Annotated in this window: 27 protein-coding genes; 14 read left to right on the top strand and 13 right to left on the bottom strand. The window is 66.7% G+C overall.

What is annotated here, in order from left to right; translation table 11 throughout:
* Nucleotides 1–26: 26 nt before the first annotated feature.
* Nucleotides 27–941 (bottom strand): hypothetical protein, encoded by a 915-nt coding sequence (locus HGB39_RS26865; protein ID WP_043792718.1) that lies wholly within the window; start codon nt 939–941, stop codon nt 27–29.
* Between the two features lie 501 nt (nt 942–1,442).
* Here HGB39_RS26865 and HGB39_RS39035 point away from each other — a divergent pair.
* The gene (locus HGB39_RS39035; RefSeq protein ID WP_005571751.1) at nt 1,443–1,805 is read left to right on the top strand and encodes a hypothetical protein; all 363 of its coding nucleotides are present in this window, start codon (nt 1,443–1,445) and stop codon (nt 1,803–1,805) included.
* Nucleotides 1,806–2,243: 438 nt separating this feature from the next.
* Nucleotides 2,244–3,521: a sensor histidine kinase gene (locus HGB39_RS26855; RefSeq protein ID WP_005571750.1), complete on the top strand. Its 1,278-nt coding sequence runs from the start codon at nt 2,244–2,246 to the stop codon at nt 3,519–3,521.
* A 24-nt stretch (nt 3,522–3,545) separates the two neighbouring features.
* On the opposite strand, the gene HGB39_RS26850 is transcribed toward HGB39_RS26855, so the two are convergent.
* Nucleotides 3,546–4,028 carry a hypothetical protein gene (locus HGB39_RS26850; RefSeq protein WP_182624868.1) on the bottom strand — a complete coding sequence of 161 codons (483 nt, stop codon included), beginning with the start codon at nt 4,026–4,028 and terminating at the stop codon, nt 3,546–3,548.
* Between HGB39_RS26850 and HGB39_RS26845 the strand changes: the two genes are divergently transcribed.
* From HGB39_RS26845 to HGB39_RS26820, 6 genes are all read left to right on the top strand, one after another.
* Nucleotides 3,958–5,571 (top strand): diguanylate cyclase domain-containing protein, encoded by a 1,614-nt coding sequence (locus HGB39_RS26845; RefSeq protein ID WP_312029813.1) that lies wholly within the window; start codon nt 3,958–3,960, stop codon nt 5,569–5,571. The genes HGB39_RS26850 and HGB39_RS26845 overlap by 71 nt on opposite strands.
* Nucleotides 5,572–5,924: 353 nt before the next feature.
* Nucleotides 5,925–8,963, top strand: a complete 3,039-nt coding sequence (locus HGB39_RS26840; RefSeq protein ID WP_054245823.1) for a serine/threonine-protein kinase — start codon at nt 5,925–5,927, stop codon at nt 8,961–8,963.
* Nucleotides 8,964–9,111: 148 nt separating this feature from the next.
* Nucleotides 9,112–9,501, top strand: coding sequence for a hypothetical protein (locus HGB39_RS26835; protein ID WP_005561626.1), 390 nt, complete (start codon nt 9,112–9,114; stop codon nt 9,499–9,501).
* 89 nt (nt 9,502–9,590) lie between these two features.
* On the top strand, nt 9,591–10,706 hold the full coding sequence (locus HGB39_RS26830) for a CapA family protein (RefSeq protein WP_043787332.1): 1,116 nt from the start codon (nt 9,591–9,593) through the stop codon (nt 10,704–10,706).
* Nucleotides 10,707–10,801: 95 nt separating this feature from the next.
* A complete protein-coding gene (locus tag HGB39_RS26825; RefSeq protein WP_005561623.1) occupies nt 10,802–12,883 on the top strand; it encodes an ATP-binding protein in 2,082 nt (693 codons plus the stop codon).
* Between the two features lie 109 nt (nt 12,884–12,992).
* Nucleotides 12,993–14,324, top strand: a complete 1,332-nt coding sequence (locus HGB39_RS26820) for an NAD(P)/FAD-dependent oxidoreductase (RefSeq protein WP_240482700.1) — start codon at nt 12,993–12,995, stop codon at nt 14,322–14,324.
* Between the two features lie 23 nt (nt 14,325–14,347).
* On the opposite strand, the gene HGB39_RS26815 is transcribed toward HGB39_RS26820, so the two are convergent.
* A complete protein-coding gene (locus tag HGB39_RS26815) occupies nt 14,348–14,536 on the bottom strand; it encodes a hypothetical protein (RefSeq protein WP_005561621.1) in 189 nt (62 codons plus the stop codon).
* A gap of 165 nt (nt 14,537–14,701) precedes the next feature.
* Between HGB39_RS26815 and HGB39_RS26810 the strand changes: the two genes are divergently transcribed.
* Nucleotides 14,702–15,958 (top strand): serine/threonine-protein kinase, encoded by a 1,257-nt coding sequence (locus HGB39_RS26810; RefSeq protein ID WP_168442962.1) that lies wholly within the window; start codon nt 14,702–14,704, stop codon nt 15,956–15,958.
* Between the two features lie 4 nt (nt 15,959–15,962).
* Here the strand turns inward: HGB39_RS26810 and HGB39_RS26805 are convergent, their stop codons facing one another.
* Nucleotides 15,963–16,604 (bottom strand): poly-gamma-glutamate hydrolase family protein, encoded by a 642-nt coding sequence (locus HGB39_RS26805; RefSeq protein WP_241769437.1) that lies wholly within the window; start codon nt 16,602–16,604, stop codon nt 15,963–15,965.
* A gap of 404 nt (nt 16,605–17,008) precedes the next feature.
* Here HGB39_RS26805 and HGB39_RS26800 point away from each other — a divergent pair, with 404 nt between their 5' ends.
* The gene (locus tag HGB39_RS26800; protein WP_043793776.1) at nt 17,009–17,374 is read left to right on the top strand and encodes a DsrE family protein; all 366 of its coding nucleotides are present in this window, start codon (nt 17,009–17,011) and stop codon (nt 17,372–17,374) included.
* Nucleotides 17,375–17,468: 94 nt separating this feature from the next.
* Nucleotides 17,469–18,440, top strand: a complete 972-nt coding sequence (locus tag HGB39_RS26795; protein ID WP_005253185.1) for a nucleoside hydrolase — start codon at nt 17,469–17,471, stop codon at nt 18,438–18,440.
* A 292-nt stretch (nt 18,441–18,732) separates the two neighbouring features.
* On the opposite strand, the gene HGB39_RS26790 is transcribed toward HGB39_RS26795, so the two are convergent.
* The 4 genes from HGB39_RS26790 to HGB39_RS26775 form a co-directional block, all read right to left on the bottom strand.
* The gene (locus HGB39_RS26790) at nt 18,733–19,455 is read right to left on the bottom strand and encodes a thioredoxin-like domain-containing protein (RefSeq protein WP_005253186.1); all 723 of its coding nucleotides are present in this window, start codon (nt 19,453–19,455) and stop codon (nt 18,733–18,735) included.
* Nucleotides 19,456–20,003: 548 nt separating this feature from the next.
* On the bottom strand, nt 20,004–20,255 hold the full coding sequence (locus tag HGB39_RS26785; RefSeq protein WP_005574284.1) for a hypothetical protein: 252 nt from the start codon (nt 20,253–20,255) through the stop codon (nt 20,004–20,006).
* 5 nt (nt 20,256–20,260) lie between these two features.
* Complete coding sequence (locus HGB39_RS26780; protein ID WP_005253188.1) at nt 20,261–20,455, bottom strand: hypothetical protein; 195 nt, start codon at nt 20,453–20,455, stop codon at nt 20,261–20,263.
* Between the two features lie 97 nt (nt 20,456–20,552).
* On the bottom strand, nt 20,553–20,879 hold the full coding sequence (locus tag HGB39_RS26775) for a hypothetical protein (RefSeq protein WP_043793774.1): 327 nt from the start codon (nt 20,877–20,879) through the stop codon (nt 20,553–20,555).
* A gap of 215 nt (nt 20,880–21,094) precedes the next feature.
* On the opposite strand from HGB39_RS26775, the gene HGB39_RS26770 reads away from it, so the two are divergent.
* Entirely contained in the window at nt 21,095–21,805 is a 711-nt protein-coding gene (locus tag HGB39_RS26770; RefSeq protein WP_005574282.1) for a tyrosine-protein phosphatase, read from the top strand.
* A 40-nt stretch (nt 21,806–21,845) separates the two neighbouring features.
* Here the strand turns inward: HGB39_RS26770 and HGB39_RS26765 are convergent, their stop codons facing one another.
* On the bottom strand, nt 21,846–22,328 hold the full coding sequence (locus HGB39_RS26765; protein ID WP_005253191.1) for a DUF1707 SHOCT-like domain-containing protein: 483 nt from the start codon (nt 22,326–22,328) through the stop codon (nt 21,846–21,848).
* A gap of 103 nt (nt 22,329–22,431) precedes the next feature.
* Here HGB39_RS26765 and HGB39_RS26760 point away from each other — a divergent pair, with 103 nt between their 5' ends.
* Nucleotides 22,432–22,959 carry a PadR family transcriptional regulator gene (locus HGB39_RS26760; protein ID WP_005253192.1) on the top strand — a complete coding sequence of 176 codons (528 nt, stop codon included), beginning with the start codon at nt 22,432–22,434 and terminating at the stop codon, nt 22,957–22,959.
* Nucleotides 22,960–22,995: 36 nt separating this feature from the next.
* Here HGB39_RS26760 and HGB39_RS26755 read toward each other — a convergent pair whose 3' ends face one another.
* From HGB39_RS26755 to HGB39_RS26740, 4 genes are all read right to left on the bottom strand, one after another.
* The gene (locus HGB39_RS26755) at nt 22,996–23,526 is read right to left on the bottom strand and encodes a hypothetical protein (protein WP_005253193.1); all 531 of its coding nucleotides are present in this window, start codon (nt 23,524–23,526) and stop codon (nt 22,996–22,998) included.
* A gap of 78 nt (nt 23,527–23,604) precedes the next feature.
* Nucleotides 23,605–24,705 carry a calcium:cation antiporter gene (locus HGB39_RS26750; protein ID WP_064080345.1) on the bottom strand — a complete coding sequence of 367 codons (1,101 nt, stop codon included), beginning with the start codon at nt 24,703–24,705 and terminating at the stop codon, nt 23,605–23,607.
* Between the two features lie 56 nt (nt 24,706–24,761).
* Entirely contained in the window at nt 24,762–25,400 is a 639-nt protein-coding gene (locus HGB39_RS26745; RefSeq protein ID WP_005253195.1) for a TetR/AcrR family transcriptional regulator, read from the bottom strand.
* 212 nt (nt 25,401–25,612) lie between these two features.
* Nucleotides 25,613–25,762 (bottom strand): hypothetical protein, encoded by a 150-nt coding sequence (locus tag HGB39_RS26740; protein ID WP_155756016.1) that lies wholly within the window; start codon nt 25,760–25,762, stop codon nt 25,613–25,615.
* A 702-nt stretch (nt 25,763–26,464) separates the two neighbouring features.
* On the opposite strand from HGB39_RS26740, the gene HGB39_RS26735 reads away from it, so the two are divergent.
* Nucleotides 26,465–26,644, top strand: a complete 180-nt coding sequence (locus HGB39_RS26735) for a hypothetical protein (protein ID WP_133983916.1) — start codon at nt 26,465–26,467, stop codon at nt 26,642–26,644.
* Nucleotides 26,645–26,745 lie beyond the last annotated feature (101 nt).

The following is a 26,745-nucleotide window of genomic DNA, read 5'->3' as shown; positions in this document are numbered from 1 at the left end:
AGCGTCGAGTGTCGCGGGTGATCGGTCTACGGCTGTGCGACCACGGTGTTCCCGTTGTCGTCGGTGCAGTTGATCGTGTAGCCGATCTCCGCGGATCCCGGGTCTCCCGCGAGGCGGCATTCCCACCCGTCGAAGCTGTACACCGGTTCGTTCTTGTCCGGTGCGGCGAAATACTTCGTGAGCATCGCGTGCGCCTCGTCGCAGCGGAGTGTTCCCTTCACGATGACCACGGTCGCAGGCTTTCCCGTCTCCGGATAGGCAACGGGGCCACACTGATTCGATCCGCGCGCCTGCTGGGGAAGCGGGGCCGCCGTGGGCGCGATCTGTGCCGGGCTCGCGCTGGGGAGGCTCACGGGTATCGGGGTGAACTCGAACTTGTAGCCGCTGGTGGAGATGGTGAACCCCTTGTCCGTTGCATCCTCCCTGCAGGAGACGCCGGAGAACTGCACATTGCAACTGAATCCGTCGATCGCCAGCGTGGTGTCGTAGGGGAGGACCTTGGCGTTGGCGGGAAAGACCGTCTGGTTCCAGTTCTGGAAGCTCGGCTCCTTCCCCGCCTCGACCGCGATGAGGTTCGCCTCGGCCGGCGGGCCTCCGTCCGGCGAGGCGATCTGCGGAGCCCCCGGGACTCCCAATGGCCCCGCAGTGGGATGAGACGCACATCCGGCAACATTCCTGGTGGGAATGATCGCGCACTGCCATTTCCCTGACGGTGTGACGAACCCGTAGGCATCGGTTTCCGGGTCGCTGGAGGCGTACACCTTCGCATCGACACCGTTGACGGGTGCCTCCGCGGCCGGCGCCTCGTCGGAGGCACTCGGCGCGGCCGATTCGGTGCCCTCGGTCGACGATGCGTCCTGGGTGCAGGCCGCAAGAAACAGGGTCGACGCACCGGCGATCGATGCCAGTGCCACCGCGGGCCGAAGTCGAATCCTGGTCATGAACCACACCCCTTTCTCTTCAGTCTGCTGGACCGATCGGATGAGATGTTCCCACGAATGCCGGTGTGCCGCGTGGCATCGATCGATCCGCGCCGAACAACGGCAGGCGACAGGGGCCGAAGGTGTCGAGACGGTCCACCCAGGTGTCGCATTACCCCACCCTGTGGTGATGGTGCCGAATCGGGATCCCCACGAGGATCGATCCCGTGTTCCTCGAACTGTCCGGACTCGCGGGCGGCACCCGGTGAGTCTTCGCGCGCAGTGTGCGACCGCCCTGGTGACCGCCGTACTGGCGGTCGCGGGTGGCGGCCGGCCCGGTCGCCAGAAGCCACCGGCCGCACGACAACCTGGGGTGGCTGCTGGTTGCCACCGGGCTGCTGTGGCTGGTGAAGGGCTTTCGACTGTCGACGGTTCCGGCCCTGTTCACGGTCGGCGCCGCGCTGACCAACATGTACATTGCGGTGCTGACCCAACTCGTGTTCAGTTTTCCCTGGGGGGCGGTTGCGCCACCGGTGGGAGCGGTGGTTCGTCGACGGACGCTACGCGTACTACGCCGTCGCCGTCGTGTCCGAGCTTGCGTTCCTCGACACCCACCGCATCAGCCCGGCCCATCCACCGTCGTTGAATCTGCTCCTGGTGCGTGACGACCCGAGGGTCTTCGCGGCGCTGCAAGTGATGTTCGGTGCAGTGGGGATCGCCCTCGGGGTGGTCCTGATCGGCGTGGTGATCGCCCGATGGAGGTCGGGTTCACCGGCCTACCAGGCCGCCGTGGCGCCGCTGTGGATCGCTGCTCTGCGCTACCGCGTCGCCCGAGCCGCAGTGCGCAACCTCGATGATCGAGATCGGCACCGCCCCGCTCGGTGATCGCTTCATCGACGCGGTGCACGCGGCACTGCGCGACCCGGACCTGGCGTTGTGGTCGTTCTCCCGCGCGGACGACGGATATGTGGATGCGCAAGGGCGTCCCCAGGTTCTGCCACCCAGGAACGATCCCCGCGAGGCGACCGCCCTCATCCGCGACGGCGTCCTGGTGGGGGGCGGTGGTGTACGACCGTGCGGTCGCCGACCAGCCGAGGCTGCTGGCGGCCGTGCGGGCCGCCACCACTCTGGCGCTGGACAATCAGCGACTGCAAGGTGAACTGCGAGGCGCAGTTCGCGGAGGTCCGCAGGGCCCGCGCGCAGACCGTCGAGTACCAGGGGTCCCCCACAGTCCGGTGCTAGAATCTTGGGCATTGTCGCAGGTCCAGCAGTTGATGTCCCCGCATCTTCCTGTCGGAGTCGCCCGGCCGAGGAGGCCGTCCCATGGCTGAGTCATCGGTACTACCCGCGGATCTCGGCGGCAGCCCAGATCTCGAACGCATCATCCTCGAGCACGCTTATCGCGGCGCCTATCTGCAACTCGCGCTTCGCGGTGTGCTGGTGCTCTTCATTGCGTTGACTCTCGGGTTCGTCCCGCCCCTGAACGATGCGGGCGTGTGCGTCGCGGTCCTGATCTGCTACGCACTCTGGTCCGGCGGGCTCGCGCTGTGGACTCGTCGAGGCGGTCCGGGGCCGGTGAACGCGATGTGGCTCGCACTGTTCGTCGACCTCGCGGTCCTCGGCTGCCTCACCCTGTTGACTGGTATTGCAGCACAACAGAGTTGGACCGCAGACATCCTGAGCAACGGTTTGTTCGTGATCCCGCTACTGGCCTCGACGCAGCTGCGTCCAGGTATCTGCGCGTCCGTGGTCGTGCCTACGGTCTTGGTGTTCCTGGCCGCCAGCTGGGCCACGATGGCTTCGAACGAAGAACCCTGGACCTCCATCCTGCTCAGCACGATGGCCCTCGCCGTCCTCGGTGCAGGCGCCGTCGTGCTCAGCAGAATTCAACGCTCCAGAGTGCTGACCATCGGTCACCTGGTGCGCGACCGCACCGCCTTGCTCGCAGAGTTGATGGGTCTCGAACAACGCGAACGACGTGCGTTGTCCGAGCAACTCCACGACGGGGCGCTCCAACTCGTCCTGGCCGCGAAAATGGACCTCGACGACCTCACCGGCAGTGCCGACCCGGAGGCGGTGGATCGCATCACCCACGCACTCACCGAATCCGCGACCCTGCTCAGGGCGACCGTCTCGGAGCTGCATCCCACTGTGCTCGATCGTGTCGGTCTCGCTCGCGCTCTCGGCGACATCACCCGATCCGCCCAGGCACGTGGCGGTTTCGACGTGGAGCTTCTGACCTCGGAATGGGTCGACGACCTTCGCACCACGGCTGATGATGTGCTGTTCGGCGCGGCACGCGAATTGCTCAGCAACGTGGTGAAACACGCGCACGCCCGTACCGTCCGGGTCGAGCTGGCGCGGTGGGGTGAGCATGCGGTCCTCGATGTCACCGACGACGGGTGTGGCATCTCCCGTGAGGCGATCGACCGAAGCCTCACCAGAGGCCACATCGGACTGACATCGCACGAACTCCGTGTCGTCGCGGCCGGAGGCAGCTTCTCCGTCCACCCCGGACCTCGATCCGGGACGGTTGCGCACATCGAAATGCCGTTCGAGATCGTGACAGCATCCGATGCCCTCACGACCTCGGCGCTCTAGCAGAGCCGGGCTTCGCTTTCACGATCAGTCGGATGTGACAGCGGACGGACTGGCTTCGAGGAGGGCCGTGACACAGGTGGGGCCGAGACCGATCTCCGGCCACCCCGCCGAGATCATGATGTCGTGCGGCCGTGTACACGTACCGAGCCAATAATTCGGCTCCGTGCGGTACGCGGGCACCCCACCCCAGTTCAGCGGCGAACCGGATCGCGGCAGGTAGGGGTCGGCTTCGCCCGCCACGGACCCCAGCTGCAGCAGGACCGACAGATACGACCACTGGGTGTCGGGATCGGTGGGATCGGACAGCGATCGTGTCTCGTGATGCGCACGTTCGGCGGCGCGCCCGGTCGCAGTCAGCGCGAGTCGGACATGGATTCCGGACGAGAAGGCGACGATTCCGAGCAAGTCGAGGGTGATGTGAGTTTTGGACGCGAGGATGGTGGGACCGTGCACTGCGGTCCCACTCGCTGCCGGCGGCGCGAATGCCGGCCAACGCGCTCTGCGCATGCCCACGATCGTGCACGTTCACCGAGGCAGAATCAACGTGCCACGCCCGCACCGCCGCGGCGGTGCCGACGCCGCTTATCGTGGAGGAGGTCACAGGCGGATGTGGGACGGAAGGTTCGCAGGGAAGGGAGTACCCATGGAGGCTCTGCCGGATTCGGGGATGTTGCTCGCGGTCCTCGAACACACTCCGGCCTTGGTGTTCGTGTCCGAATTCGTGTCCGGGCGAATCGTGTATGTCAATCCCGCCGGTGTCGGTCTGCTCGGATTAGGGGATGCCGTGCACGCGTACGCGCGGACGACGGCGGAGCTGTTCACCGATGTCGGCCTCGTGCAGGCCCGTGAGGTGGAGTCGGCGCTGGTCGAGCGGGGGGGAGTGGAACGGGCTGACGGAATTCCGCCATTTCGTGACGGGCGAGCCGATCCCGATGCTGATCACGACATTCGTGCTGCAGCACACGCGCACCGGGCCGTCGCTGATCGCCTCGATTGCACAGGATCGCCGCGGCGCAGAAGAGGACGAACAACGCTTGCACCGCGCTCTGGCGGAGTCCGCGTACCGGGCCCGCGAGCAGCAGGCGATCGCAGACTTGAGCCAACTCGCGGTCGGCGGGGACCTCGACGAGCTCCTCGCGGCGGCGGCCGGTGCGGCCGCCGCACTGATGGGTGTGCAGTGCTCGTCGATCGCGCAGATGTCCGACGACGGCGAACTCGCCGTGCTGGCCTATCGGGGACCCGAGCCCTCGCCGACGACGTTCGCCCCGGGAAGGGGCTCACAACCCGGGTTGCCACCGCCAGCGGGGCAGTGATCGTGTGCGCCGATCGGGTCCACGAGACCCGGTTCTCCACTGTCGGGATGACCAGGCGCGGGCTGCATAGTGGGGTGTGCGTTCCGATCGGCGCCGAAGCGGTGTGGGGAGTGCTGACCGCGCACAGTCGTCGTCCCCGCGAATACACCGACCGTGATCTGACCTTCCTGCGCTCGGTGACGGCGGTGCTGTCCGCCGCGATCCGCCGCATCGAGGCCGAAGCCGCATTGGTGTACCAGAGCTTGCACGATCCGCTGACCGGGTTACCGAACCGGGCATTGGCCCGACGCCGGCTCGACGACGCCATGGACGCCGCGCCGCGCGGTGGCACGCGCGTTGCGCTGTTGTTGGTCGATCTCGACGACTTCAAGATCGTCAACGACAGCCTCGGCCATGCCGGCGGCGACGACGCGTTGGTCGTTCTCGCCAGGCATCTGCGGTCGGCGGTGCGTCCGGGCGATACCGTTGCCCGCCTCGGCGGTGACGAACTCGTGGTGGTGTGTGAGCACGTCGCGGGCGCAGCAGAAGCGGTGGCGATTGCTGCCCGGATCACCGGAAGCGTCGCCGACCTGAACCGGGCAGGATCTCTCGACTGGCCGATCAGTGCGAGTATCGGTGTCGCACTCTCCGATCCGGAGTGCACCCGTGAAGAACTCGTCCGCCGGGCAGACTCGGCGATGTATCGGGCGAAGGCTGCGGGGGCGGGCGGTTACGCGTTCTACGGCGGCCCCTTCTAGGACTGCCGCAGAACCCGATTTGTGCGCTGTCGCCGACGTGACATGAAGTCGTGACTGCCGATAGGCACCCTAGGGCGGGGAAATTGTCATCTTGACGCGGACCTCGACCCGTCGAATACTTTCTGGACAGGGCGGATCCCGTCGACATCCGACGAAATGACACCGCGCTTCGCCCTTGTGACAGAAAGATTTTCGCAGTCGTCGACTGCTGGTAACCGCATCGGCGTGTCGGTTGGACCTGCATCAGAGGTGAATGCGATGTACCCGAGTGTGCACGTCGGCACGAAGCCTGCCCTACTCGGCGGGCCCAACCGCGACATCGTCGTGGATGTCGAAAGGAACTGAGGCGCCCGATGGCCGATTTCGACCCTGACGCGACCCAGGCGGCGCCGGTCCGTGCGGTGGGCCGCGGGATCGTGGCCGAGTTGGACGCTGCCGGGTTCGCCGGTGCCGAGGAGGTCGGCCGGGGCGGATTCGGTGTCGTCTACCGCTGCCTGCAGCGTTCGCTGGGTCGAATCGTCGCGATCAAGGTGCTGACGTCGGACCTGGACCCCGAGAACCGCGAGCGCTTCCTGCGGGAGGGGTACGCGATGGGTGGGCTCTCCGGCCACCCGAACATCGTCAACATACTGCAGGTCGGCGTGACCGACACCGGTCGCCCGTACATCGTCATGCACTATCACCCGCGCGATTCACTGGCGGTCCAGATACGCCGGGAAGGTCCGCTGCCGTGGCCGGAGGCGATCAGCATCGGGGTGAAGTTGGCGGGAGCCCTGGAGACGGCGCACCGGACCGGCACGCTGCATCGCGACATCAAACCCGCGAACATCCTTCTCACCGACTACGGCGAGCCGCAGCTCACCGATTTCGGCATCGCACACATCGCCGGCGGGTACGAAACGGCCACCGGCGGGTTTACCGGGTCACTGGCGTTCACCGCGCCGGAGGTGCTCAACGGGGAGTCGCCGACGGCGAGATCCGACGTCTACGGACTGGGCGCGACGATCTTCTCGCTGATCGCGGGGAGGGCGGCGTTCGAGCGGAAGACCGGTGAGGAACTCGTGGCGCAGTTCGTGAGGATCAGCAGCCAGCCGGTGCCGGACCTGCGCGCCCAAGGCATCCCGGACGGCGTGTGCACTGTGATCGAGAGGGCGATGGCGACGAATCCCGCTGCTCGGCCGGCGTCCGCCGAGGAGTTCGGACACGAACTCCAAGCCGCTCAGCGACACATCGGTTTGCGTTCGGACGCGATGGCGCTTGCACCCCTGGAGACCGCGCAGACGACCGAGACACACCGGTCGGAGTCCGGTGCCGATGGATACCGCCGAATCCGGTACGAAGGTCCGGACAGCGGCCGGCGTCTGTGGGTCGAACCGACCCAGCAACTCCAACCTGATCCTCATCCCTCGGGACCGCCGCTCTGGCCGCCGACGGGCCCGCCGCCCTGGCCACCGGCCGGAGGTCCGGGCAGCATCGGAGAGTCCCGCAAAGGTCGGCGCGCGGTCCTGACCGCGCTCGCACTGGTCGTCGCGCTGGTGCTGGCCGGCGGCGGGTACCTCGTGCTTCGAGAAACCACCGGACCCGGCACCGCAGGACCGACCGTTCAGGACGCCGGCGCGTCTCCTTCCGTCGACCCGACCGCGGCGTGGCGACCGGTCGCGGATGCCCGTGTTGCCCGCCAGCAGACGGCAACGACGGTCGCGGACGGGACGATCTGGGTCTTCGGTGGGTTGGACGACAACGGCGTCTCCACCCAGCAGGAGGGCTACGACCCGGCCATCGACACCTGGAAGGCCGGCCCCGACCTTCCGGTCCCGCTCAATCATGCGATGGCTGTCACCTACAACGACGAGCCCGTACTGATCGGCGGCTGGAAGGCGGAAGGTCAAAACCTGACCGCGGTCGACTCCGATCGGGTGATGGCCATGCGCGACGGTCGGTGGGTGGACCTGCCGCCGCTGAACGCACCGCGGGCGGCCGGTGCCGCGGCCGTGGTCGGCGACAAGATCGTGGTCGCGGGCGGACAGGCGAACGGCCAACTGGTGGCGACGGCCGAGGTGTTCGACGGAACGAAGTGGACGACCGTCGCGCCTGTCCCCACACCACGGGAGCATCTGGCCGGGGTGTCGGACGGCACGTACTTCTATGCCATCGGTGGGCGGGATCTGGCGTCGGACCAGAACACCGCCGCGGTCGAACGATTCGATCCCGCTGCGGGAACCTGGACGACGTTGCCCGCCATGCCCACTCCTCGCGGCGGCCTCGGTGCGGCGTTCATCGACGGCCGCATCGTCGCGGTCGGTGGTGAAGAACCGACTCGGGTGCTGTCGACGGTCGAGGCCTACGACGTGGTCGCGGGAACGTGGTCGCAATTGCCGGCTCTGCGCACACCGCGGCACGGGATGGCGGTCGGCGCGGTCGGCGACACGGTGTATGCCGTCGGCGGCGGTATCAAACCGACACACGCCGAATCGACCGCTGTGTCCGAGGCCTTGCAACTCGCGCCACGCAAGACTCAATGGGCGCCGGCGTGGCGTCCGCTGAAGGATGCGCCGATCGCCCGTCAGCAGACGGCGACGGCGGTCGCGGACGGCACGATCTGGGTGCTCGGTGGCCTCGACAATGCGGGGTCGACCCCGAAGGTCGAGGGGAACGACCCTGCCATCGACACCTGGAAGGCGGGTCCCGACCTTCCGGTCCCCCTCAATCACGCGATGGCCGTCGAGTACGGGGGCGAGTTGGTGATCCTCGGAGGCTGGGTGCCGAAAGGTCCGAACCTCACCGGGACGACGTCGGACCGGGTGCTCGCGCTTCGGAATGGCAAGTGGGTGGATCTGGCGCCGATGAACGAGCCGCGGGCGGCTGGTGCCGCAGCCGTGGTGGGCGACAGGATCGTGGTCGCCGGGGGACAGGCGGACGGCGAACTGGTGGCGACGACCGAAGTGTTCGACGGCACGAAGTGGACGACCGTCTCGGACATCCCCACACCACGGGAACACCTGGCCGCGGTGTCGGACGGTACGTACTTCTATGCTATCGGCGGGCGGGATCTGGCGTCGGACCAGAACACCGCCGCGGTCGAACGCTACGACCCCGCCGCGGACACGTGGACGACGTTGCCCGCCATGCCCACTCCTCGCGGCGGGCTCGGCGCTGCGTTCATCGACGGCCGCATCGTCGCGGTCGGTGGCGAACAACCGACCAAGGTGCTGTCGACGGTCGAGGCCTACGACGTGGCCTCGGGGACCTGGTCACCGTTGCCGCCCATGCCCACCGGGGCTCACGGGATGTCCGTCGCGACGGTCGGTCACACCGTCTACGCCATCGGCGGTGCACTACGGCCCACCCACGCGGAGTCCACCGCGACTGCACAGGCACTGGATTTCTGGTGAGTGCCGGTATCGACGGGTCGTTCCACCAGCGGTCATGCACACTGAAGGTCCTCTGTCCGTGTAGTTCTGCTCAGTCGAGGGGGACTAGACTTGTCGTTGGAGGGGCGAGTTTCGCACGAGATGCGGGCCGGGTAGGAAGTGGTTCGTGATGAAGGTGACGGCGAAGGCCACCCGTTGTGGCGGCTGGTGGGTGGTGGAGGTCCCGGGAGTCGAGGCGGCTCTCGCCCGAGCACGGCGGCTCGATCAGATTTCTGCGATCGTGGCGGATGCCGTGCATCTGGTCGAGGATGTGCCGGTCGAGGACGTCGAGGTGCTCCTCGATTACGAGATCGGGGATTCGGCTGCGCTCATGGAGGCCAGAGCGGCCCACCTGCAGGTCGAGTCCGCCGCCCACGCGCAGGAATGTGCAGCGCGGGCCTCGCGGGCCGCGGTGGCGCATCTGCGCCGATCGGGTCTCTCGGTGCGTGACATCGGTGTCATCCTCGAGCTGAGTCCGCAACGGGTCTCTCAGCTCGACCGAGCCGGCGCTCGTGCCTGAAGACAGCGCGAGCGACGGGTGCATTCTCTGAGTCGTGATGTCGGTCTCCGCGCATGTTCCTGGTACTCGTGCTGTCGCTGAGGATTTCGATGTCCGACACCATCAGGATGTTCCTCGCCGGCGACGTGATGACCGGTAGGGGAGTCGACCAGATCCTCCCCTTTCCCGGCGACCCGGAGCTGCGGGAGCGTTGCGTCCGCGACGCACGCGAGTACGTGGCGTTGGCGGAGAAGCGAAATGGTTCGATCCCCCGCCCCGTCGGGTTCGGGTGGCCGTGGGGTGAGGCGTTGCGCGTCCTCGACGCGGTGGAGCCGGACGTTCGCATCGTCAATCTCGAAACGTCCGTCACCGCGTGTGCCCGCTTCGCGTCCAAAGGAATCAACTACAGAATGCATCCGTCGAACGTGGGGGTGCTCACCGCTGCGCGGATCGACGTCTGCGTACTGGCGAACAATCACCTGCTCGACTTCGGTCCCGATGGGCTCGTGGAGACCCTCGATGTGCTGGCCCGCAACGGCGTGCGGACCGTCGGAGCGGGGCGCACCGTGGCGCAGGCGTGGTGTCCCGTGGTCGTGGAGGCCGGGCCGGGGCGTCGGCTGCAGATCTGGGCAGCAGGTATGTCGTCGAGCGGGATGTCGCCGCACGGGGCCGCCCGCCGGGGCCGGCCTGGTGTCGCGTACCTCTCGGAACCCACCTGCGCCGAGGCGGACCGTGTGCTCGACCGGACGCGGCTGGTACGGCGGAACACGGACGTGGTGGTGGTCTCTGTGCACTGGGGTTCGAACTGGGGATACGACGTGCCGGATGCGCATGTCGAGTTCGCGCATCGGCTCGTCGACGGTGGCGTCGACGTGGTCTTCGGGCACTCGTCTCATCACCCGCGGCCGGTCGAGATCTACCGAGGCCATCCGATCTTGTACGGCTGCGGCGACCTGATCAACGACTACGAGGGCATCGGGGGACACGAACGCTTCCGCGACGATCTGCGTCTGCTCTACCTGGTGACCCTCGACGCGCCCACCCACGAACTGCGCGAGCTGCGAATGGTTCCGATGAAATCCCGGCAGATGCGACTGCAACGCGCGTCGACAGGTGACACCGAATGGCTGCGGCGGGTCCTCGACGGGATCAGTCGCGGCTTCGGCACCCGCATCGATGCCGGCGACGACGTCCTCGTCGCCCGCGCGAGGCACGCGAACTGGTAAGTGGCGGGTGTGTACGCAGCGGGGTGCGCTGCGCACATCGTTGAGCGGATCCCACCAAGGTTTCGTCTGAAGGGCACTGCCCCTAGATTGGACGTATGGAGGGCACGGCACAGTCCTCGATACCGCTCGGAGACGTCCTGAATTCGAGGCGCAGGCGGACCTTCGTCGGGCGCCGGGTCGAGCGCGAATTGGTTCGGGCCGGACTGGAGTCGGCCGATCCGCAGTTGTCCGTGCTGTTCCTGCACGGCCCCGGAGGGATCGGGAAGACCACGTTGCTGGACGAGTTCGCGGAGATCGCGGCGGAAACGGGCGCGTCGGTCGTCCGGCTCGACGGGCGCGATATTCCGCCGTCTCCGTCGGCTGTCCTGGCCGCGTTGGGCGAGGCCGTCGATGTGCCTGACACGGGCGCGATCGCGCGGGCGGGGGAACGACTGTGCATCCTCATCGACACATACGAGGTTCTGACGCCGATCGACGAGTGGGTGCGCACGCAATTGCTACCGCGACTACCGGCAACGGCGCTCACCGTGATCGCGGCCCGGACACCGCCCAGCTGCGAATGGCGTTCCGACGCGGCGTGGTCCGAGTTGTTGCGGGTCGTGTCCCTCCGAAATCTCACTCCGCAGGAGAGCAGAGAGTTTCTCCGGGCAGTGGCGGTGCCGCCACCGCTGCACGAACGAATCTGCCGGGCCACGCACGGCCATCCGCTGGCGCTGGCGCTCTTGGCCGACGTGGCATCCCGCGGCGGCGAGGTGTCGGCCGATCCGTTGACCCCCGACCTCATGGCGGAGCTGATGCAGCGGTTCATCGCGGTGGTGCCGAGCCCCGCGCATCGGCGGGCACTCGAGGTGTGCGCCCTCGCGCGGGTGACCTCCGAGGCACTGCTGCGCGACGCCCTCGGGCTCGAGGACGCGCACGCGATGTTCGTGTGGCTGCGGCAGTTGTCGTTCGTCGACGCAGGCCCGGAGGGCCTGGCCCCACACGATATGGCCCGCGACGTCATCGACGCGGACCTGCGGTGGCGCGACCTCGACGCTTACACCGACGTCTTCCACCGCGTGTGCCGGCACATTCGCCGCTCGCTTCTGTCGTGTACCGGGCGCGAACAGCAGCGCGTGATCTTCGACCTGAAGTTCGTGTTTCGCAATCTGCCCGGGATCCTGTCCCCGGTGGAGTGGGAATCGTGGGGTCGGCACTACCCGGAACCCGCTTCCCCGGCGGATCGCGAAACGATCGTCGAGTTCACCCGACTCCACGAGGGTGCGGAGGCGGCGGCCATAGCGGCCGCCTGGTACGAATGCCAGCCCGATGGGTTCTACATCGTGCGCCGTCCGGACGGTGCGCCCCGCGGGTTCTTCGGTCTCATCGATCTGAGCCTCGCGTCCGCGGAAGATCTGGCGTCGGATCCGGGTGCCGCGGCGGCCTGGAAGTTCGCCTGCGGCCACTCACCTCCGCGAACGGGGGAGACCGTCACCCAGACCCGGTTCGTCGTCGACCTCGACACCTATCAGGACCCGTCGCCCACGATGAACGCCATTCCGATCATCACCATGCAGCGGTACCTGTGCACACCGAGCCTGTCCTGGGACTTCCTCACACTTGCCGAACCGGATCGGTGGAACGAGTACTTCGCGGTCGCCGACCTTCCGCGCGCCGAGGGCGCCGATTTCGAGGTGGGCGTCCGAAGGTACGGGCTGTTCGCACACGACTTCCGTCGTGTCCCGGTCGACGCGTGGCTCGAGCGGGTCACCGAGCGCGCATTGTCCGAGAGTCCTTCCGCACCTCCGCGTCCGACGCCGGACCTGCTGGTACTTTCTCAACCCGAGTTCGAGCAGGCGGTCCGGCAGGCTTTGCACGACTGGCACCGCCCCGACCTGCTCCGACGAAACCCGCTGATGCGCACCCGGGTCGTGTGCGAGTGCAGCGATGGGGAGCCGGGCGTTGCCGAACTCGACAGCGTGCTCCGCGACGCGGTGGATTCGCTCGCCGACAACCCACGCGACGACAGACTGCTGCACGCGGTCGACCGGACGTACCTGCGCCCGGCCGGAACCCAGGAGGCCGCCGCCCGGGTGCTCGGAGTGCCGTTCAGCACGTATCGGCGCCACCTCACACAGGGTGTCGCGCGGATCGTCTCGTGGTTATGGGACCGGGACGTCTACGGATACCCGCAGTGAACACGAATGAGCAGTATTCGGACTGGTGATCGAGCACCGATTGCTTGCATTCTCCTCGTATGCAATCGAGGAGGCTCCCATGACAATTCAGATCGGACACCGAGCGGTCGTGCTCGGTGCCGGCATAGCCGGCTTACTTGCGGCCCGCGTACTGTCCGAAGCGTATTCACAGGTGATCGTGGTCGATCACGACCACCTCCCGGGCACAGCCGAGCCGCGCCGCTGCGTACCGCAGGGCCGCCACACCCACGTGCTGATCGAACGAGGCCAGCAAATCTTGGAGGAGCTGTTCCCGGGCTTCACCGACGACCTGGTCGCGCTGGGGGTGCCGACCTTGGACAACCTGCGTGACGTGCGGTGGTGCCTGAGTGGGCACCGATTTCCGCAGCCGGTGAGCGGAATGACCGTCGTGAGCGCCAGCCGGCCATTCTTGGAGGGCTACGTGCGTGCCCGGGTGAGCGAACTCGAAGGGGTCACCATCATGGACCGCTGCGATGCCGCGGGCATCACCACGACACCCGACCGCCTTCGCGTCACCGGAGCCCGTGTTCTCCGGCGGGCCGACGGCAGTACCGAGGAGATCCTCGACGCCGACCTGGTGGTGGACGCGACCGGACGGGGCTCGCGTGCCCCAATGTGGTTGGCGGATCTCGGCTTCGGACGCCCGGACGAGGACAGGGTGCACGTCGGCCTCGGCTACGCTACCCGCATCTACCGTGCCCCGGCGCCGGGGTTGGGCGACGACCGAGGGATCGTGATCGGTCCGACACCCGATTCTCCGCGAGGGGGCGCGCTACAGCTGCTCGAGGGAAACCGCTTCCTGGTGACGCTGATGGGGATGCTCGGCGATTATCCGCCAACCGATCCGTTCGGCTACCTCGACTTTGCCAGGTCGCTGCGGATCCCCGACCTCTTCGAGGTGATCCGCGACGCAGAACCGCTCGAGCGAGCCCGGACCTTCCGGTTTCCGGCGAGTGTCCGCAGACGGTATGAACGACTGTCGATCCTCCCAGCAGGCTTCCTCGTGACGGGGGACAGCCTGTGCAGCTTCAACCCGATCTATGCGCAGGGGATGACCGTGGCGGCGCTCGAGGCGCTCACACTGCATCGTCACCTGCAGCGAGGCACCGAGCCACACGCACGCGGCTTCTTTCGCGATGTCGCGAAGGTGATCGACGTTCCGTGGGAGATGTCGGTCGGGGGGGACTTGGCTTTCCCGGAAGTGATGGGAAACCGCAGCCCGAAGATGCGGATCGGCAATGCCTACATCACGCGCCTGCACGAAGCCGCCGAGCACGATCCCGTGCTCGCTACCGCCTTCATCCGCGTTGCCGCCCTGATCGATCGTCCCGAGCGGCTGATGAGCCCAGGGACCCTACTGCGAGTCCTGCGTCAGAACGTGTGGCACCCAGACCCGGGCGGCGCCCGACTCGAAATCTGACGCCGCCGAAGAGCGGAACAAGGTCACCGATCAGCGTCGACGCCGCTGCGAATCCAGTGCTGGATCCGCCAGATCGCGTTGTACAGATTCCACGGTGCGACGTCGTAGGTGTCCCACGGCTGACCGACGTGTGCGGTCCATTCGGGAATCCGGCCACAACAGATCCGGTGATCGAATACGTGAAAGAGGGTATTGCAGAATGCAGTACGCATCAGGTTTCTCCTGAGTCGGGGCGGCCCCGGACCGGAGCTAGCCTAGGTGCGTTCTGCGCATACGAGCACACTACCCGGCTCCAACGAGACCCTGTGGCCGGCACCGCCTAGAATTTCGGGTGCACAGTTCCGCAGACGCGGCAATTTCGAGCGCGGAGAGTGGCAATGCAAGCTGGAACGCTATTCGGCAAGTACCGGCTGGACCGTCCGCTGACGGTCGATGTGAGCGGCGAGGTGTGGGCGGCGTTCGACACCGTCACGTTCCGTCATGTCGTGGTGCGGGCACTGCCGCCGGACGCAACCGAGGACGACGAATTCTGCGATCGGTTCGAACGGGAAGCCGGCATCGCGGCCCACATCCGGAACCCGCACGTGGTACCGATCCACGACTTCGGGCAGATCGGCAACCGACTCTTTCTCGCAACGCCGCCGACCCAGGGCACGAACCTGCGGACGCTCCTTCAGTCCACCGGACCGATGGACGTATCGCGCGCGGTCGGCGTCGTCGAGCAGCTGGCGTCGGCGCTGGAGGCAGTGCGCGCGGCCGGGCTGGTCGAGCAGGAAGTGTCGTCGGCGAACGTCGTCGTGCAGGACGGGGGACTGATCCAGCTCACCGACGTCGGGCTCCCCGTGATTCTCGGCGTCGCGTCGGGCGTCTACGGCCTGACCTGTGTGTTGTACGAGTGCCTCACCGGCGAGGTGTTCCCGACATCGGAGATCCCGACGCCGCCTGTCGGGATGGCCGCCGTCATCGCACGCGGAACGGCGGTCGACCCCGCGCGGCGCTATCGGTCGGCGGGCGAGTTGGCCGCTGCCGCTCGCGTCGCGGTGCCACCGCAACAGCCTGCCGCCGATCCCACTCCCGCGACCCCGCCGATCGCCCGGAACCGCCGTCTCGTGGCCGCGGGACTTGCGCTCGCCGCGATCATCGCTGCCGCGATTGTCGGTGGCGTGATCATCGGGTCGGGAGCGTCATCGCCACAGGTCGCCGTCCCTACGCCGTCGTCGAGCGCGGCCGGGCCGGCATCGCCGTCGTCGTCACCGACCGCCACGGCGAATCCGACCGCTGCCGAGCAGGTGCCGCCGGTGCAAGCACCGTCACCGACTCAGGCGCCGGTGGCGGAGGCTCCCATTCAGGAGGAGGTCGCACCGGCACCGGCACCGGCACCGCAATCACCACCGCTAGTGCCGACACCTGCACCGCCTCCGGGAGCGTCCGCTCCGCAGGTGCTGCCGTGCTACCCGGGTTACGAGCACACCCCGCCCCCGGACGGGCCGTGTCTCCCGCCCGGCTCGCCACCGGCGAATGCGCCGGCACCGGCACCTGCGCCCGCGCCTGCCCCGGAGGTGCTGCCGTGCTACCCGGGTTACGAGCACACCCCGCCCCCGGACGGGCCGTGCTGGGCTCCCGCGGGCCCGTGAAGTCTCACCGACAGTTGTCGGTGGCGATCCAGGTGTCGTAGACCTCGCTGACAGCTGCAGCGATCGCGCGGCCGTGCACTGTCCGCGCGGGTCGGGACTGTTCGATCTGGATTCCGCCGGCGGCGTCGATGGTGAGGCGGTTGACCAGGTTGGATGGGGATTCACCGCTATGTCGTTCTCCGGGTTCGGCGAGCCGAACACAGATTCCGCTTCCGTCGAGTGCCTTCGCGATCGCGTCCCGGACGTCCGACTTGCGAGGCGCGGGCGCGAGGCCGCCGATGAGGACGTCGTTTCCTCGGTAGCCGTGAAACGACAGCGCCCACTGGAATCGTCTCGCGGACAGGGAGCGGAGAAGCGGAAAGCTGTGCACGCTGAGATCGCTCGAGGAAATGTGCCAAGCCCGATATGCGTTGCCCACCGGTCGCCAGCCTTTACACGCCCACAGCGTCGAATCGCACGATCCGAGCGAAGCGACGACCTGTTCAGCCTGCTGATCCGTTCGGGTTTCGATGGCGCCACCGTGCGGTGCCAGGACCACGAGACGGTGATGTCGCCCGTCGTCTTCGAGCCGCTCGATGAACTCACCCTCTTTTTCGGCCTCTTCCTCGGTCATCGCCGTGGCGATGCACCGAGGGTCGAGAATCACCGTCTGTCCCGGCTCCGCGCCGAGCCGACGACAGCCCCCCTCCGTTATCCGGATGGTGTCGTCTTCCGTATCGTCGTCTGGGATCAGTGTGAACAGCGCGGTCGTTCCCCTATGGTTCACACGAGCTTGCTGACGCGGCTGGGCTCCGATCCCGGTCAGCATCCGCGGGTGAATCCCGATACGTTCGTCGGCGGATGCGCTGGTAGAGCCATCGTGACGGACTGCGAGGCGTAACGTCATCGAAACCTGCTGAAACGGACGCTGTTCGAACACGTTCTCAGGTTAGGCGAGAATCAGTTGCGGGTGCGGTCGAAACAGGCAACCGCCACCGATCTCGACGTGCGAGTCCTGTGACTCGATGAGCCCCCTTGTCGGCAGTCCTCGCGCGGCGAAGACTCGAATCCATGGGTAATAAGGCAGTGGTCAGTCTCACCACCGGTCTCGAGGACGCCGAGAAGGTGACGGTTGCGTTTCTGGTCGCGGTCGGTGCGGCAGAACAAAAGCGCGAGACACAGATGTTTCTCACGAAGGAAGCGGTACGGCTCGCGCTCGACGGCACGATTCAGGGCGTGGCCTGCGAAGGTTGTCCGCCGCTTCCCGATCTGGCGGCACGATTCGAGACCGCGGGCGGCATCTACATGGTGTGTCCGATCTGCTTCGAGGCCAAGCACCTCGACAAGGACGCACTGGTATCCAATGCCGAACTCGCCGGGACGGTGCCGATGTGGAAGTGGATCGGCGACGAAGGGGTGGTCACCTTCAGCTACTGACCGGCGGAACGAGCCGGGGGCCGGGGTCCGGTTACGCTGCGCGCGAATGTAATCGAGTCGATCCGATCATGGATCACGGAACACAGGACCGGGAGTGACCGACCGCTACGTACTCGTCGACACCGACACCGGCGTCGACGATGCCCTCGCCATGCTCACCATCGCGCAGCACTCCGGAACCGAGATCATCGGTGTGGGAACAGTGTTCGGGAACTGCACCGAACAGCAGGCCGCGCGGAACGCCCTCACCGTTCTGTCCGTCGCCGGCCTACGCGATGTTCCGGTGTGCATCGGACAACCACGTCCCGGGCCACCACCTGCCACCAGTTCCCCACACGGACTCGACGGACTCGGTGACCGCGGATACCGGCCACGACCCGGCGTGGGCCCGGCGCCCGAGTCCGCCGTCGATCAACTGCTGCGCGTCGCCGCGGACCGGCCCGGTGCGGTGGACCTGCTGTGCCTGGGTCCGCTGGCCAACATCGCCGCCGCCGTCACGCGCGAGCCACGTGTCCTGACCCGCTACCGTTCGGTGACCATCATGGGCGGGATGGGACCCGCCTCTCGTAGAGACGTCGAGGCCGCAGTACAACCACAGTTTCTCGAGAAAGGTGACACCAACACCAATCATGATCCAGTCGCGGCGACGGTGGTTTCTGCAGCGCCTGGAAAGATTACGTGGGTGGGAATGAATGTCACCGGCCGACTTCGATTGGCCTGGGCCGATCTCGTTGCTCGTTCGGAGGTGGGAAAGACGGCGACCTTCGTCCGTGACATCACCGAGGACTATCACCGCTACTGCACCAGCACATATCGTGCCGAGGATCCGATCTACACCGCACACGATTCCGTCGCAGCCGCTGTGATGCTCGACCCCCCGGTCGTGCTGTCCGCCACCGACGCCCGACCCCGGGTGATCCACGAGGACGGCCGCGCCGCCGTGTGGGGCGTCACTCCAGTACGGGGGCCGGCACACCGATTCGTGACCGACCTCGATTACCGTTCGATCAGGACGCGGATCGCCGCCACGCTCGAAGCTGATATCCCCCGACCGGGCACCGTCTAGCAGTGCCCGCTCGTCACCGGTCGGTATTCGACACGGCGTCGACGCCCCTCATGCGGAGGCGCCGAGCAGATGCAGTTCCTCCGCCACGATCAGATCGACCTCTTCACTGGTCAGGCCGGACAACAAATGTGCCGCCAACATCGCTCTCACCTCCTCATGTGCTCCTACTGATACGTCGAATCGGCGATCGCGATATCGACACACGGAGCACATTTTCGGGTAGGTAATTTTCGGCTTCGACCGCAGGATCCCAGTCGCGTGCGAAGTGGTGTGGAAACGTTCGCTGAAGCGACTATTTACCGTCGACCGGAAATGCATCCGCACCCGGTGCGGACGGATCGAACGGTGGCGGGTCGGCCGGATCGAATCCACCCCGCACCGTCGAGCAAGTTGCCCCCGGTTCCGGGTAGGTGTTCGGGTTCTGTCGCAAGGCCGTGAGGAAGTCGGAGATGCGGCGGTCGTGGACGTCGTCGAGTTTCAGTTGGTGACCCCACGACTGCAGGGACACCGTCGAATCGAGACCGGGGTACGGCGACATCAGGGTGTACGGTGCGCCGTCGACGTTCTCTGCCAGCGCCGCGATGTCGTCGTCGTCCAGCCGGTCCGGGTCGTAGGTGACCCACACGGCGCCGTGTTCGAGGGAGTGGACGGCGTTCTCGCTGCGGATGGCTTCGGGATAGACAATGCCGGTGCACGTTGCCCAGTACTGGTCGTGGGCGCCGCCGAACGGTGGACTCTGGTCGTAGGCCACTCGTTGCGGTGCCTGCACATGGGCGGCGGGCGGATAGTCGACGGTGACGATCCCTTCGATTCCCAGTGACGGGTCAGGATTGTCCGCGTTCGGCGAGAACCCGTGGGCTTCGCGGCCCTCGTCGGCTCCGGAGGTCAACGCGTAGGCGACGACAGCGACCGCTCCCACGACGACCACCACGGCGGCGAGCAGCAGCCAGGGCAGGCGCCGCCGCAGTCCTGGGGACAGTCGAGATTTCGGGTCCACGCTGCGGTCGTTCGTCATTGCCGATCCTTCGTCTCACCGGGCGCCCTGACCGCGCATCCCCATCTGTGAAGCATGGTAGTAGAAGGTGAGGTAACGCCCGGTTCCTCGACGGTTCTGCGTCGCCGCTCTGCACGGCGGTCAGGATCTCGGTGCTCCGTTTCGATCTGCTGCAGATTGGAGGAAGCCTGTGCTTCCTCTGGTGAGCCGCGCTGCGAAGCGTGCTGTGCCATTCGTTGTGTAGCGCCAGGCTTACCGACGGATCGGCGTCGAAGGCCATGACCAGCAGAGAAGGGCTACGGTGGTCGTGTCGAAGGGTGGATTCATCGGCACTGCAACCGAAGTCGCCGACGGACTGCGGGAATCGTTCGGGCAGCGTCCTGCGACGGACTCATGGTGCGCTCCCGCTCAGACTTCACCGAAGTGCGCATCGAGATTCACGGGGTGACCAGCCGACGGCCGACTCACTGGCCGCGAAGTTCGCGACGTCCTGCCCGATCTACGACACCATCAGGCGGGGAAGTGGAATCGAGTTGACCGTCACTGCCCACTCTCGTGGCATAGGAGATTCAGAGTGACGGGCGTGGGCGGGAGATCGCGGTGTCGATCACTGCGAAGATGTCGTGCTGTGGAACCGTGTCGCCCCAGGCGGCCGTCTGGGCTGCCTCGATCAGATCATCGGTGAGACTGTCCAACAGCAGTGCCGTGTGGGGGTCGGTTCGGTGGCCGGGACTGTCGAAGGCGCGAAGCGCATCGACCGCGTCGCGGTACCGGCCGAGCCCCTCGGGTGCCGCGCTCACCTGCATCGCTTGCACGTTCATCGTGCTCAGCTCCGAACCATGCTGTTGGACAGACGGGCTTCGTTCAATGCTCGACTGGCGGGATCGCAGCGGTACTGGCCGGTAGTGGTGTGCCGGTAGCCTGGGCCGTCCTTCGCGACGGCGTGCCCGCAGTAGCGGCATTCGTGACCGGACTGCCCGATGCGGATGGTTTCGATGGTGGGATACGTGTTGGTGCTCATTGTTCTCGTTCGTCGGTGTGGTCGGTGGTGTCTGTGAAAGTGGGGGGTGAAAACGGCTGCGGTGGACTTCGCGGCGCCACGGCCGCCGGCGGCCGCGTCATGCGTATTCGGAGAGGCGCTCGGCCGAACCGACGTGGGCGCGTTCCAGTGCCTCCCAGACGAGGTCGTAGCGCTTGAGGGTCATCTCGTCCGCGTTCGCGAGCAGGGCGTCGAGGAGGGAGTGTGGATCGTCCTGCCAGGAGTGCAGCGCGGCCGCGACGGTTCGGTTGGTGAACAGACCCGATTGAGCAAGGGCGTGACTCCACTCGTCGAACAGACCGCTGTGGATGCGTTCGACAGCGTCGTGGTCGAATCCCTCGGCGACGAAATCACGCGCAAAGGTCGCCGTGACGTAGTCACCGCAGGTAATCGGTTCTGCATTCATCGGTGCGAGCACCCTCCGTCAGTGGCGGCGTCGGACCAACGGGCGACCCCGGTTCGTGGGTATGAGACAGGTCACATCGTCGCCCACTGCGGGGACATGGCGCATCGGCCGAATCACCGGGGGGTATACCTATCTTCTGGTCCTCGCAGCCCGCGTCCGGCGGGGACACGGACCGTTTGGCCTGGTCACGGCCTCTCGCCTTGGAAGGAAGCTCCATGACCGTCACGGACCTCGATGTCCTCCCCAACCTGCGCGACCTCGGCGGCCTTCCGCTCGCCGAGGGGCGCCGGACCCGGTCCGGGGTGCTCTACCGCAGCGCTCTGCCGGCACCGGGCGACGCCCGCCCGACTGCGGTCGACGAATGGCCGGCCCGCACCGTCGTCGACCTGCGCAGTCCCCGGGAATACGCGACACGGGGGCATCCGCTGCGGTCGCGGAAAACTGTCGTGCACCAGATCTCGCTGCTGTCCGATGCCGAGGTCGCAGCGCCGAACCAGGGTGCCCGGCTCGCCGACATCTACCTCGGGATTCTGACCAACCCGGGGGAGCGACTCGTGGACGTCCTGCAGGTGGCAGCCACCGCCCCGGGCCCGGTGCTGCTGCACTGCGCCGCAGGCAAGGACCGCACCGGCGTCGCGGTGGCCTTGCTGTTGCGTACGGCCGGAGTCGAACCCGACGACATCGTCGCCGACAACGAAGCGACCAATGAGCACATGGGCGCCGTCCTGACCCGAATCACCCGTTTCGCTCCCGAGCTGGGTCAGGCGCATCCCAACGACCGTGATCTCCGAGGTGTCGTCCCCGAGGCCATCGAGGGTGTCCTGGCCAGTTGGGACGCCCGCCCGGGTGGTGTGCGCGCGTGGCTACGGGCGCACGGTGCCACCAACGAGACGATCCGACTCTGGATCGCGCGCTTCGCCGGGTGACCGACGGACCGGGGCCCAACGCCCTTCGTTCCGCGTGCGTTCAGCGACCCACCACGACTCTGATCCGCTCGTCGTGCAGAGCATCGGTGATCTTGCTGCACCCGCCCTCGCGGCCGAGCAGTGTCCTGCCCAGCAGCACCAGCCCCCACGGGCCAATCACCCAGATCGGCCAGGGGTAGATCATGACGCCGGTTGCGAGCGAGACGATGCCCCAGATCGCGATGTTGATCCCACCGGCGGCGAGCCAGGCGAGCCACTCGATCCGCTGGTGACCCGGGATGCGGCGACGCGAGGGGCGGGTCGTCGGTGCCCCGGGCCGGGCGGTGGCAACTGCCTGGGGTGCCGGCGGAAGATCACGCAACACCTGATGCGCCTGCTGCTGGGTGGTCGATCGATATACCTGTGCCACCCGCTGGTCGAACTCGCCGATGGTCAGTCGCCCGGCGGTGAGGTGCCGCCCGAGGTCACCGACGACCTGCTCGCGTTCGGAATCGGATATCCGGATGTTGTCCGCGTTCTGCATCGGACCCTCCTCAGCGATGACATTCCACTGTGGAATGTCGCTACTACCATGATCGATATGCCACAGTGGAATGTCAACCCCCGACTATGCGAAGGACCGTGCCATGGCCGAACGCCCCCTCAACGCCACTGCGGCATCGCTCCTCGGATTCCTGCACGAGGGATCCAAGACCGGATGGGACCTGGTGGTGACCGCACAGGAACGCATCGGCAAGTTCTGGTCGATCACGACCAGCCAGGTGTACCGGGAGCTGGCCGCGATGGAGCGTGCCGGGTTGATCGAGGCGGGGGAGCGAGGCGCCCGCGAGCGCAAGCCGTACACCCTCACCGAGGACGGTCGCCGGGCGTTCGCGGAGTGGATCGAGCGCGACCCCGGCCCGGAGAACATCCGTTATCCGATGCTGCTCACCGTCGCGTTCGGCGCGCACCTTCCGCCCGAGAGGTTGGCCGCGATGCTGCACTCGCACCGTGCAGCGCACGAGAGTCAGCTCGCCGAATACGAGCGTGACGCCGCGGTGCACGGATCCAACCGATTTGCGCTGGCCACACTGGACTTCGGGATCGTGTACGAACGTGCGGTACTCGAGTGGTTCGATCGCGTCGGGAACCGTCTGGGACAGGGAAGTCGCTGACGGCCCCGCTGTTCGCCGGGTGCGGGTTTCGGAGAGTCAGCCGATCACGCCGTCTTCGGCAACGACAGCGGTCGGCAGGTCCACCCGTCGTGGAGGGCCGGCTTCGTCGCAGATCACGGTGACGAAGGCCGGAAAGACTATTCGCCACGAGCCGCCCACGGGAGACAGCGCGCTCGCGGCGAAGTCGGCCCCTTCCTTCGGCAGCAACGTCACGGGTTCTTCCTGCAGCCATTGCGGCGTGGGAATCCGGCGGTTCTGCTCCTCGGCGGGATCGACGATGAACCGCACGTCGGTGGCGGTGCCGGTTCCGACGTTGCGGAGCCGGAACCGGTCGACGGGTCCACGGATCCGCTGGACTTCGAACTGGACGTCCTGCGGCTGTGGGAATGCTCGCTGCGCGGCTTCGGCGATCCGGGTCAACACGGTGACCTGCTCGAGCGCCGCGTCCAGCGCAGCCTCGGCCTCGCGCCTGGCCTGATCGGCGAGGGTTGCCTTCCGCCACGCTGCGGCAGTGGTGGCACCGAACAGCACCGCAGCCGCCGCGCTGACCCACGATGCGGTTCTCATGCGCGGAAACTTACCCGACCGCATATCGGGAAGGCTCGCTGGTGATGACTCCGCGAGCGGTGACGCGCCGGACGATGGTCAAGGGTTGACGGAAAGGAACACGTAGGCAGCCAGCAGCACCAGGTGGACGCCACCTTGGAGTCGGGTGGCACGGCCGGGGACCACCGTCAGCATGCCCACCACCACGGTGATGGCGAGCAACACGACCTGGGTGGGACCGAGACCGAGCAGGAGTGGGCCGTCCAGCCAGATCGAGGCGACGGCAATGGCGGGGATGGTCAACCCGATGCTGGCCATCGCCGATCCCAAGGCGAGATTCAAGCTGATCTGGATCCGGTTTCTCTGCGCCGCCCGCACCGCGGCGAGGGTTTCCGGCAGGAGTACGAGCAGTGCGATGACGACGCCGACGATGGATTGCGGCAATCCGGCATCTGCGACCGCGTCCTCGATCGCTGGGGACTCGACCTTCGCCAATCCCACGACTGCGCACAGAGCCAGCACCAGCAGGGCGAGGCTCATGCCCGCCATCCTGCCCGTCGGGGGTGCGGCGTTCCGGTCGTCGACGCTCACAGGTTCGTCGGCGATGACGGGCAGGAAGAAGTGCCGATGCGGTCCGGTCTGGGTGATGACGAACATCCCGTACAGAACCAGCGACGCCACTGCCGCGAATATCAATTGAGCCGAGGAGAATTCGGGGCCCGGCCGGCTCGTCGTGAAGGTCGGCAGCACCAGGCTCAAGGTAGCCAGTGACGCCACGGTCGCCAGTGCCGCGCCGGTACCTTCCGCATTGAACAGCGCGACCCCGTACCTTCGTGAGCCGACGAACAGCGACAACCCCATGATGCCGTTGACGGTGAGCATCACCGCAGCAAATACCGTGTCGCGGGCAAGCGAGGCCGTCGCCGGGCCACCCGAGATCATCAACGTCACGATCAATCCGACCTCGATGACGGTGACCGCGACAGCGAGGATCAGCGATCCGAACGGCTCGCCGACTCTGTGCGCAACCACCTCGGCGTGATGAACGGCAGCCAGCACCGCACCGACCAGCACCACCGCCACGACGAGCACCAGAACGGTGCCGATGTCTTGGCCCCACGTCAGTCCCAGTACCGCGACGGAGACCGGTGGTATCACCAGCGGCCACTCCGCAGTGACCGACCGCCACCCGAACGCCATGATTAGACCTTGCCAGCTCCATCCGCTCGGGTGGACCGCAATGCGGAACCCGCGCATCACCCATCCGCGGCGAGCCGGCGGCGAGTTGGGTCCGGGCCGACGGGGGTTCGGGTGAGTGCGGCCCGCGTGGCGGCCTCAACCGTCATCACGATGAAATCGCGTCGGCGCGCGTCCCGGTCGCGACCACGCGGAAGAGGTGTCGAAAACAGCCGGTCTGCGGTCTGGAGAGCTACCCAGCCGTCGACGAGCGTGATCACGGTGATGAGCAGTTCCTGGGCGTCGCTCTCGGAAAGTTCGGGGACAGCTTCCCGTGCGCTGGCGACGATCGCCTGAGCGTGCTTCTGTCGCGATGCTTCCGCGACGGGTGCCTCGAGTTCGAGTCCCTCCCAGAACAGCAGACGGGTGAAGGTGGGGTGCTCGCGTTGGTAGTCGAATCGGCGACCGGCGTAGTCGGCGATGGCGGCGACCCCGTGACCGGACAGTTCGACAGCGGCCAGCGTGGTTGCGAGTTCATGTTCGAGGACCGCGCTGAAGAACGCTTCCTTCTTGCCGAAGTACTGGTAGATGCGCTCTTTGTTCACGCCTGCTTTCTCGGCGATCCGATCGACACGAGCACCGGCCAGACCGAACGAACTGAATTCTGCAACTCCGGCCTCGATGAGAAGTCGCTTGGTTCGTTCGGTATCCCACGCCACGGCTGCATCCTACGACAACTCCAACTGTCTGGTTGCAATCCGCATGTCCAGCCCCTACGGTCGAACGGCAACTGAATAGTTGGAGTTACGAGAAGGGCTACTCAGGATGGAATCTCTTGCTCTCGCATCGACAGTGGTCGAATATCTCGCTCCGACGACCACGAAGCGCCGGCCTCCACGAACGGAACGGGCCGACGGGCGCCCTCGGGATCTCATGCCGGTGGGGCCCCGTCCGTCCACTTGCGGGTGGTCGTCACCTGGGTGTCGATCTTCCCGCTCGTCACGGTGGGCATGACCGTCATGACCTTGTCGGGTCCGATCACGGCCACCTGGCCGACCTGGTTGCGGGCTTTGTCGCTCACCGGTGTCGTCGTTCCCACGGCGGTGTATTTCGTCGTGCCGCGTGTGCTTGCCCTGTCCGTCCGGTGGACGATCTGGCGGCGACGGCGCTCTGCCGCCGCAGAGTCCTGTGAGAGCCTGCAGGCGGCACGTGCGAAGGGCTCGCACTCGCATCAGTAGTGAGCCGACCAGGTGGAGATTATGCGGTGCACTTCCTGGGTCGAATATCTGGGGCGATCGAGCGTGCGTCGCAAGGCCGCCGCCCTGAACGCAGTGCCGATTGCGGTCCGGTCCCACTGCAATCAGTGGGGCGTGGCACGTCCCGGCGCATCTGCGCGAGCAGGTACGCGGCAGTCTCAACCCAGGCGCGTCGGACCAACGCGTTTGCCGGTATTTCCGCGTGCTGACCAGGAACGATCGCTACGATGAGGCAAGTACTTGCGTCGGAGAGGATGCCGAGTTGTAGTTTCACGGACGAGAGGCTCGTGTGAATGAACCGTCGCCGATGGTCTCTGCGTAGGGCCGTTCTCGCTGTGGGTCTCGCCGCAACTCCACTGGTCTGGTGTCCTGGTGCGGCCACAGCGGCGCCGGTGTCGACGCCGTTTCAGATACCCCGCGTGTGGGCTTCAGGGACTTTCGGCTATTGCTTCCCCGCCTGTATCGACGTCCCGTTTGCGGTTACGGCTGATGCGCCGGGGGTCGTGACGTTTCACGACCCAGCACTCATGGAATCCGTCGTGCTGTGGGTTGCCTGGACCAACCTGTCCAACGGAACATCGGGTGTTGCTTCCGTGACCAAGGACAAGCCTGGCTTTGCCCACACCGGTACCGGGGTTGTTACCGCCTCCGCCATGGGGAACCTGGTCGAGTACGTGGGAGCAAGAGGCATCTTCAACGTGCCGTAGGGGAGTTGACCAACTGCTTGTCCCTCCTTTCTCGCCGCGGCCGGCCACCATTGGAATTCATGTCAGAGGTGCGAGGTACGGTCTCGTTGCGACGAAAGAGG

The sequence above is a fragment of the Rhodococcus opacus genome (assembly GCF_012396235.1).
GTDB lineage: Bacteria > Actinomycetota > Actinomycetes > Mycobacteriales > Mycobacteriaceae > Rhodococcus_F > Rhodococcus_F opacus.
The sequence above is the reverse complement of the archived record's forward strand: the minus strand, read 5'-3'. Positions and strand labels throughout refer to the sequence as shown.

Coding starts and splice junctions, on each gene's coding strand:
- HGB39_RS26770 (WP_005574282.1), top strand. CDS start 21,095: ATGACCGTCACGGACCTCGATGTCCTCCCCAACCTGCGCGACCTCGGC.
- HGB39_RS26750 (WP_064080345.1), bottom strand. CDS start 24,705: ATGGCGTTCGGGTGGCGGTCGGTCACTGCGGAGTGGCCGCTGGTGATA.
- HGB39_RS26855 (WP_005571750.1), top strand. CDS start 2,244: ATGGCTGAGTCATCGGTACTACCCGCGGATCTCGGCGGCAGCCCAGAT.
- HGB39_RS26825 (WP_005561623.1), top strand. CDS start 10,802: ATGGAGGGCACGGCACAGTCCTCGATACCGCTCGGAGACGTCCTGAAT.
- HGB39_RS26765 (WP_005253191.1), bottom strand. CDS start 22,328: ATGCAGAACGCGGACAACATCCGGATATCCGATTCCGAACGCGAGCAG.
- HGB39_RS26800 (WP_043793776.1), top strand. CDS start 17,009: ATGGGTAATAAGGCAGTGGTCAGTCTCACCACCGGTCTCGAGGACGCC.
- HGB39_RS26865 (WP_043792718.1), bottom strand. CDS start 941: ATGACCAGGATTCGACTTCGGCCCGCGGTGGCACTGGCATCGATCGCC.
- HGB39_RS26780 (WP_005253188.1), bottom strand. CDS start 20,455: ATGAGCACCAACACGTATCCCACCATCGAAACCATCCGCATCGGGCAG.
- HGB39_RS26830 (WP_043787332.1), top strand. CDS start 9,591: ATGTCCGACACCATCAGGATGTTCCTCGCCGGCGACGTGATGACCGGT.
- HGB39_RS26810 (WP_168442962.1), top strand. CDS start 14,702: ATGCAAGCTGGAACGCTATTCGGCAAGTACCGGCTGGACCGTCCGCTG.
- HGB39_RS26845 (WP_312029813.1), top strand. CDS start 3,958: ATGGTGGGACCGTGCACTGCGGTCCCACTCGCTGCCGGCGGCGCGAAT.
- HGB39_RS26735 (WP_133983916.1), top strand. CDS start 26,465: ATGGAATCCGTCGTGCTGTGGGTTGCCTGGACCAACCTGTCCAACGGA.
- HGB39_RS26775 (WP_043793774.1), bottom strand. CDS start 20,879: ATGAATGCAGAACCGATTACCTGCGGTGACTACGTCACGGCGACCTTT.
- HGB39_RS26790 (WP_005253186.1), bottom strand. CDS start 19,455: ATGACGAACGACCGCAGCGTGGACCCGAAATCTCGACTGTCCCCAGGA.
- HGB39_RS26840 (WP_054245823.1), top strand. CDS start 5,925: ATGGCCGATTTCGACCCTGACGCGACCCAGGCGGCGCCGGTCCGTGCG.
- HGB39_RS26815 (WP_005561621.1), bottom strand. CDS start 14,536: ATGCGTACTGCATTCTGCAATACCCTCTTTCACGTATTCGATCACCGG.
- HGB39_RS26760 (WP_005253192.1), top strand. CDS start 22,432: ATGGCCGAACGCCCCCTCAACGCCACTGCGGCATCGCTCCTCGGATTC.
- HGB39_RS26785 (WP_005574284.1), bottom strand. CDS start 20,255: ATGAACGTGCAAGCGATGCAGGTGAGCGCGGCACCCGAGGGGCTCGGC.
- HGB39_RS26850 (WP_182624868.1), bottom strand. CDS start 4,028: ATGCGCAGAGCGCGTTGGCCGGCATTCGCGCCGCCGGCAGCGAGTGGG.
- HGB39_RS26835 (WP_005561626.1), top strand. CDS start 9,112: ATGAAGGTGACGGCGAAGGCCACCCGTTGTGGCGGCTGGTGGGTGGTG.
- HGB39_RS26755 (WP_005253193.1), bottom strand. CDS start 23,526: ATGAGAACCGCATCGTGGGTCAGCGCGGCGGCTGCGGTGCTGTTCGGT.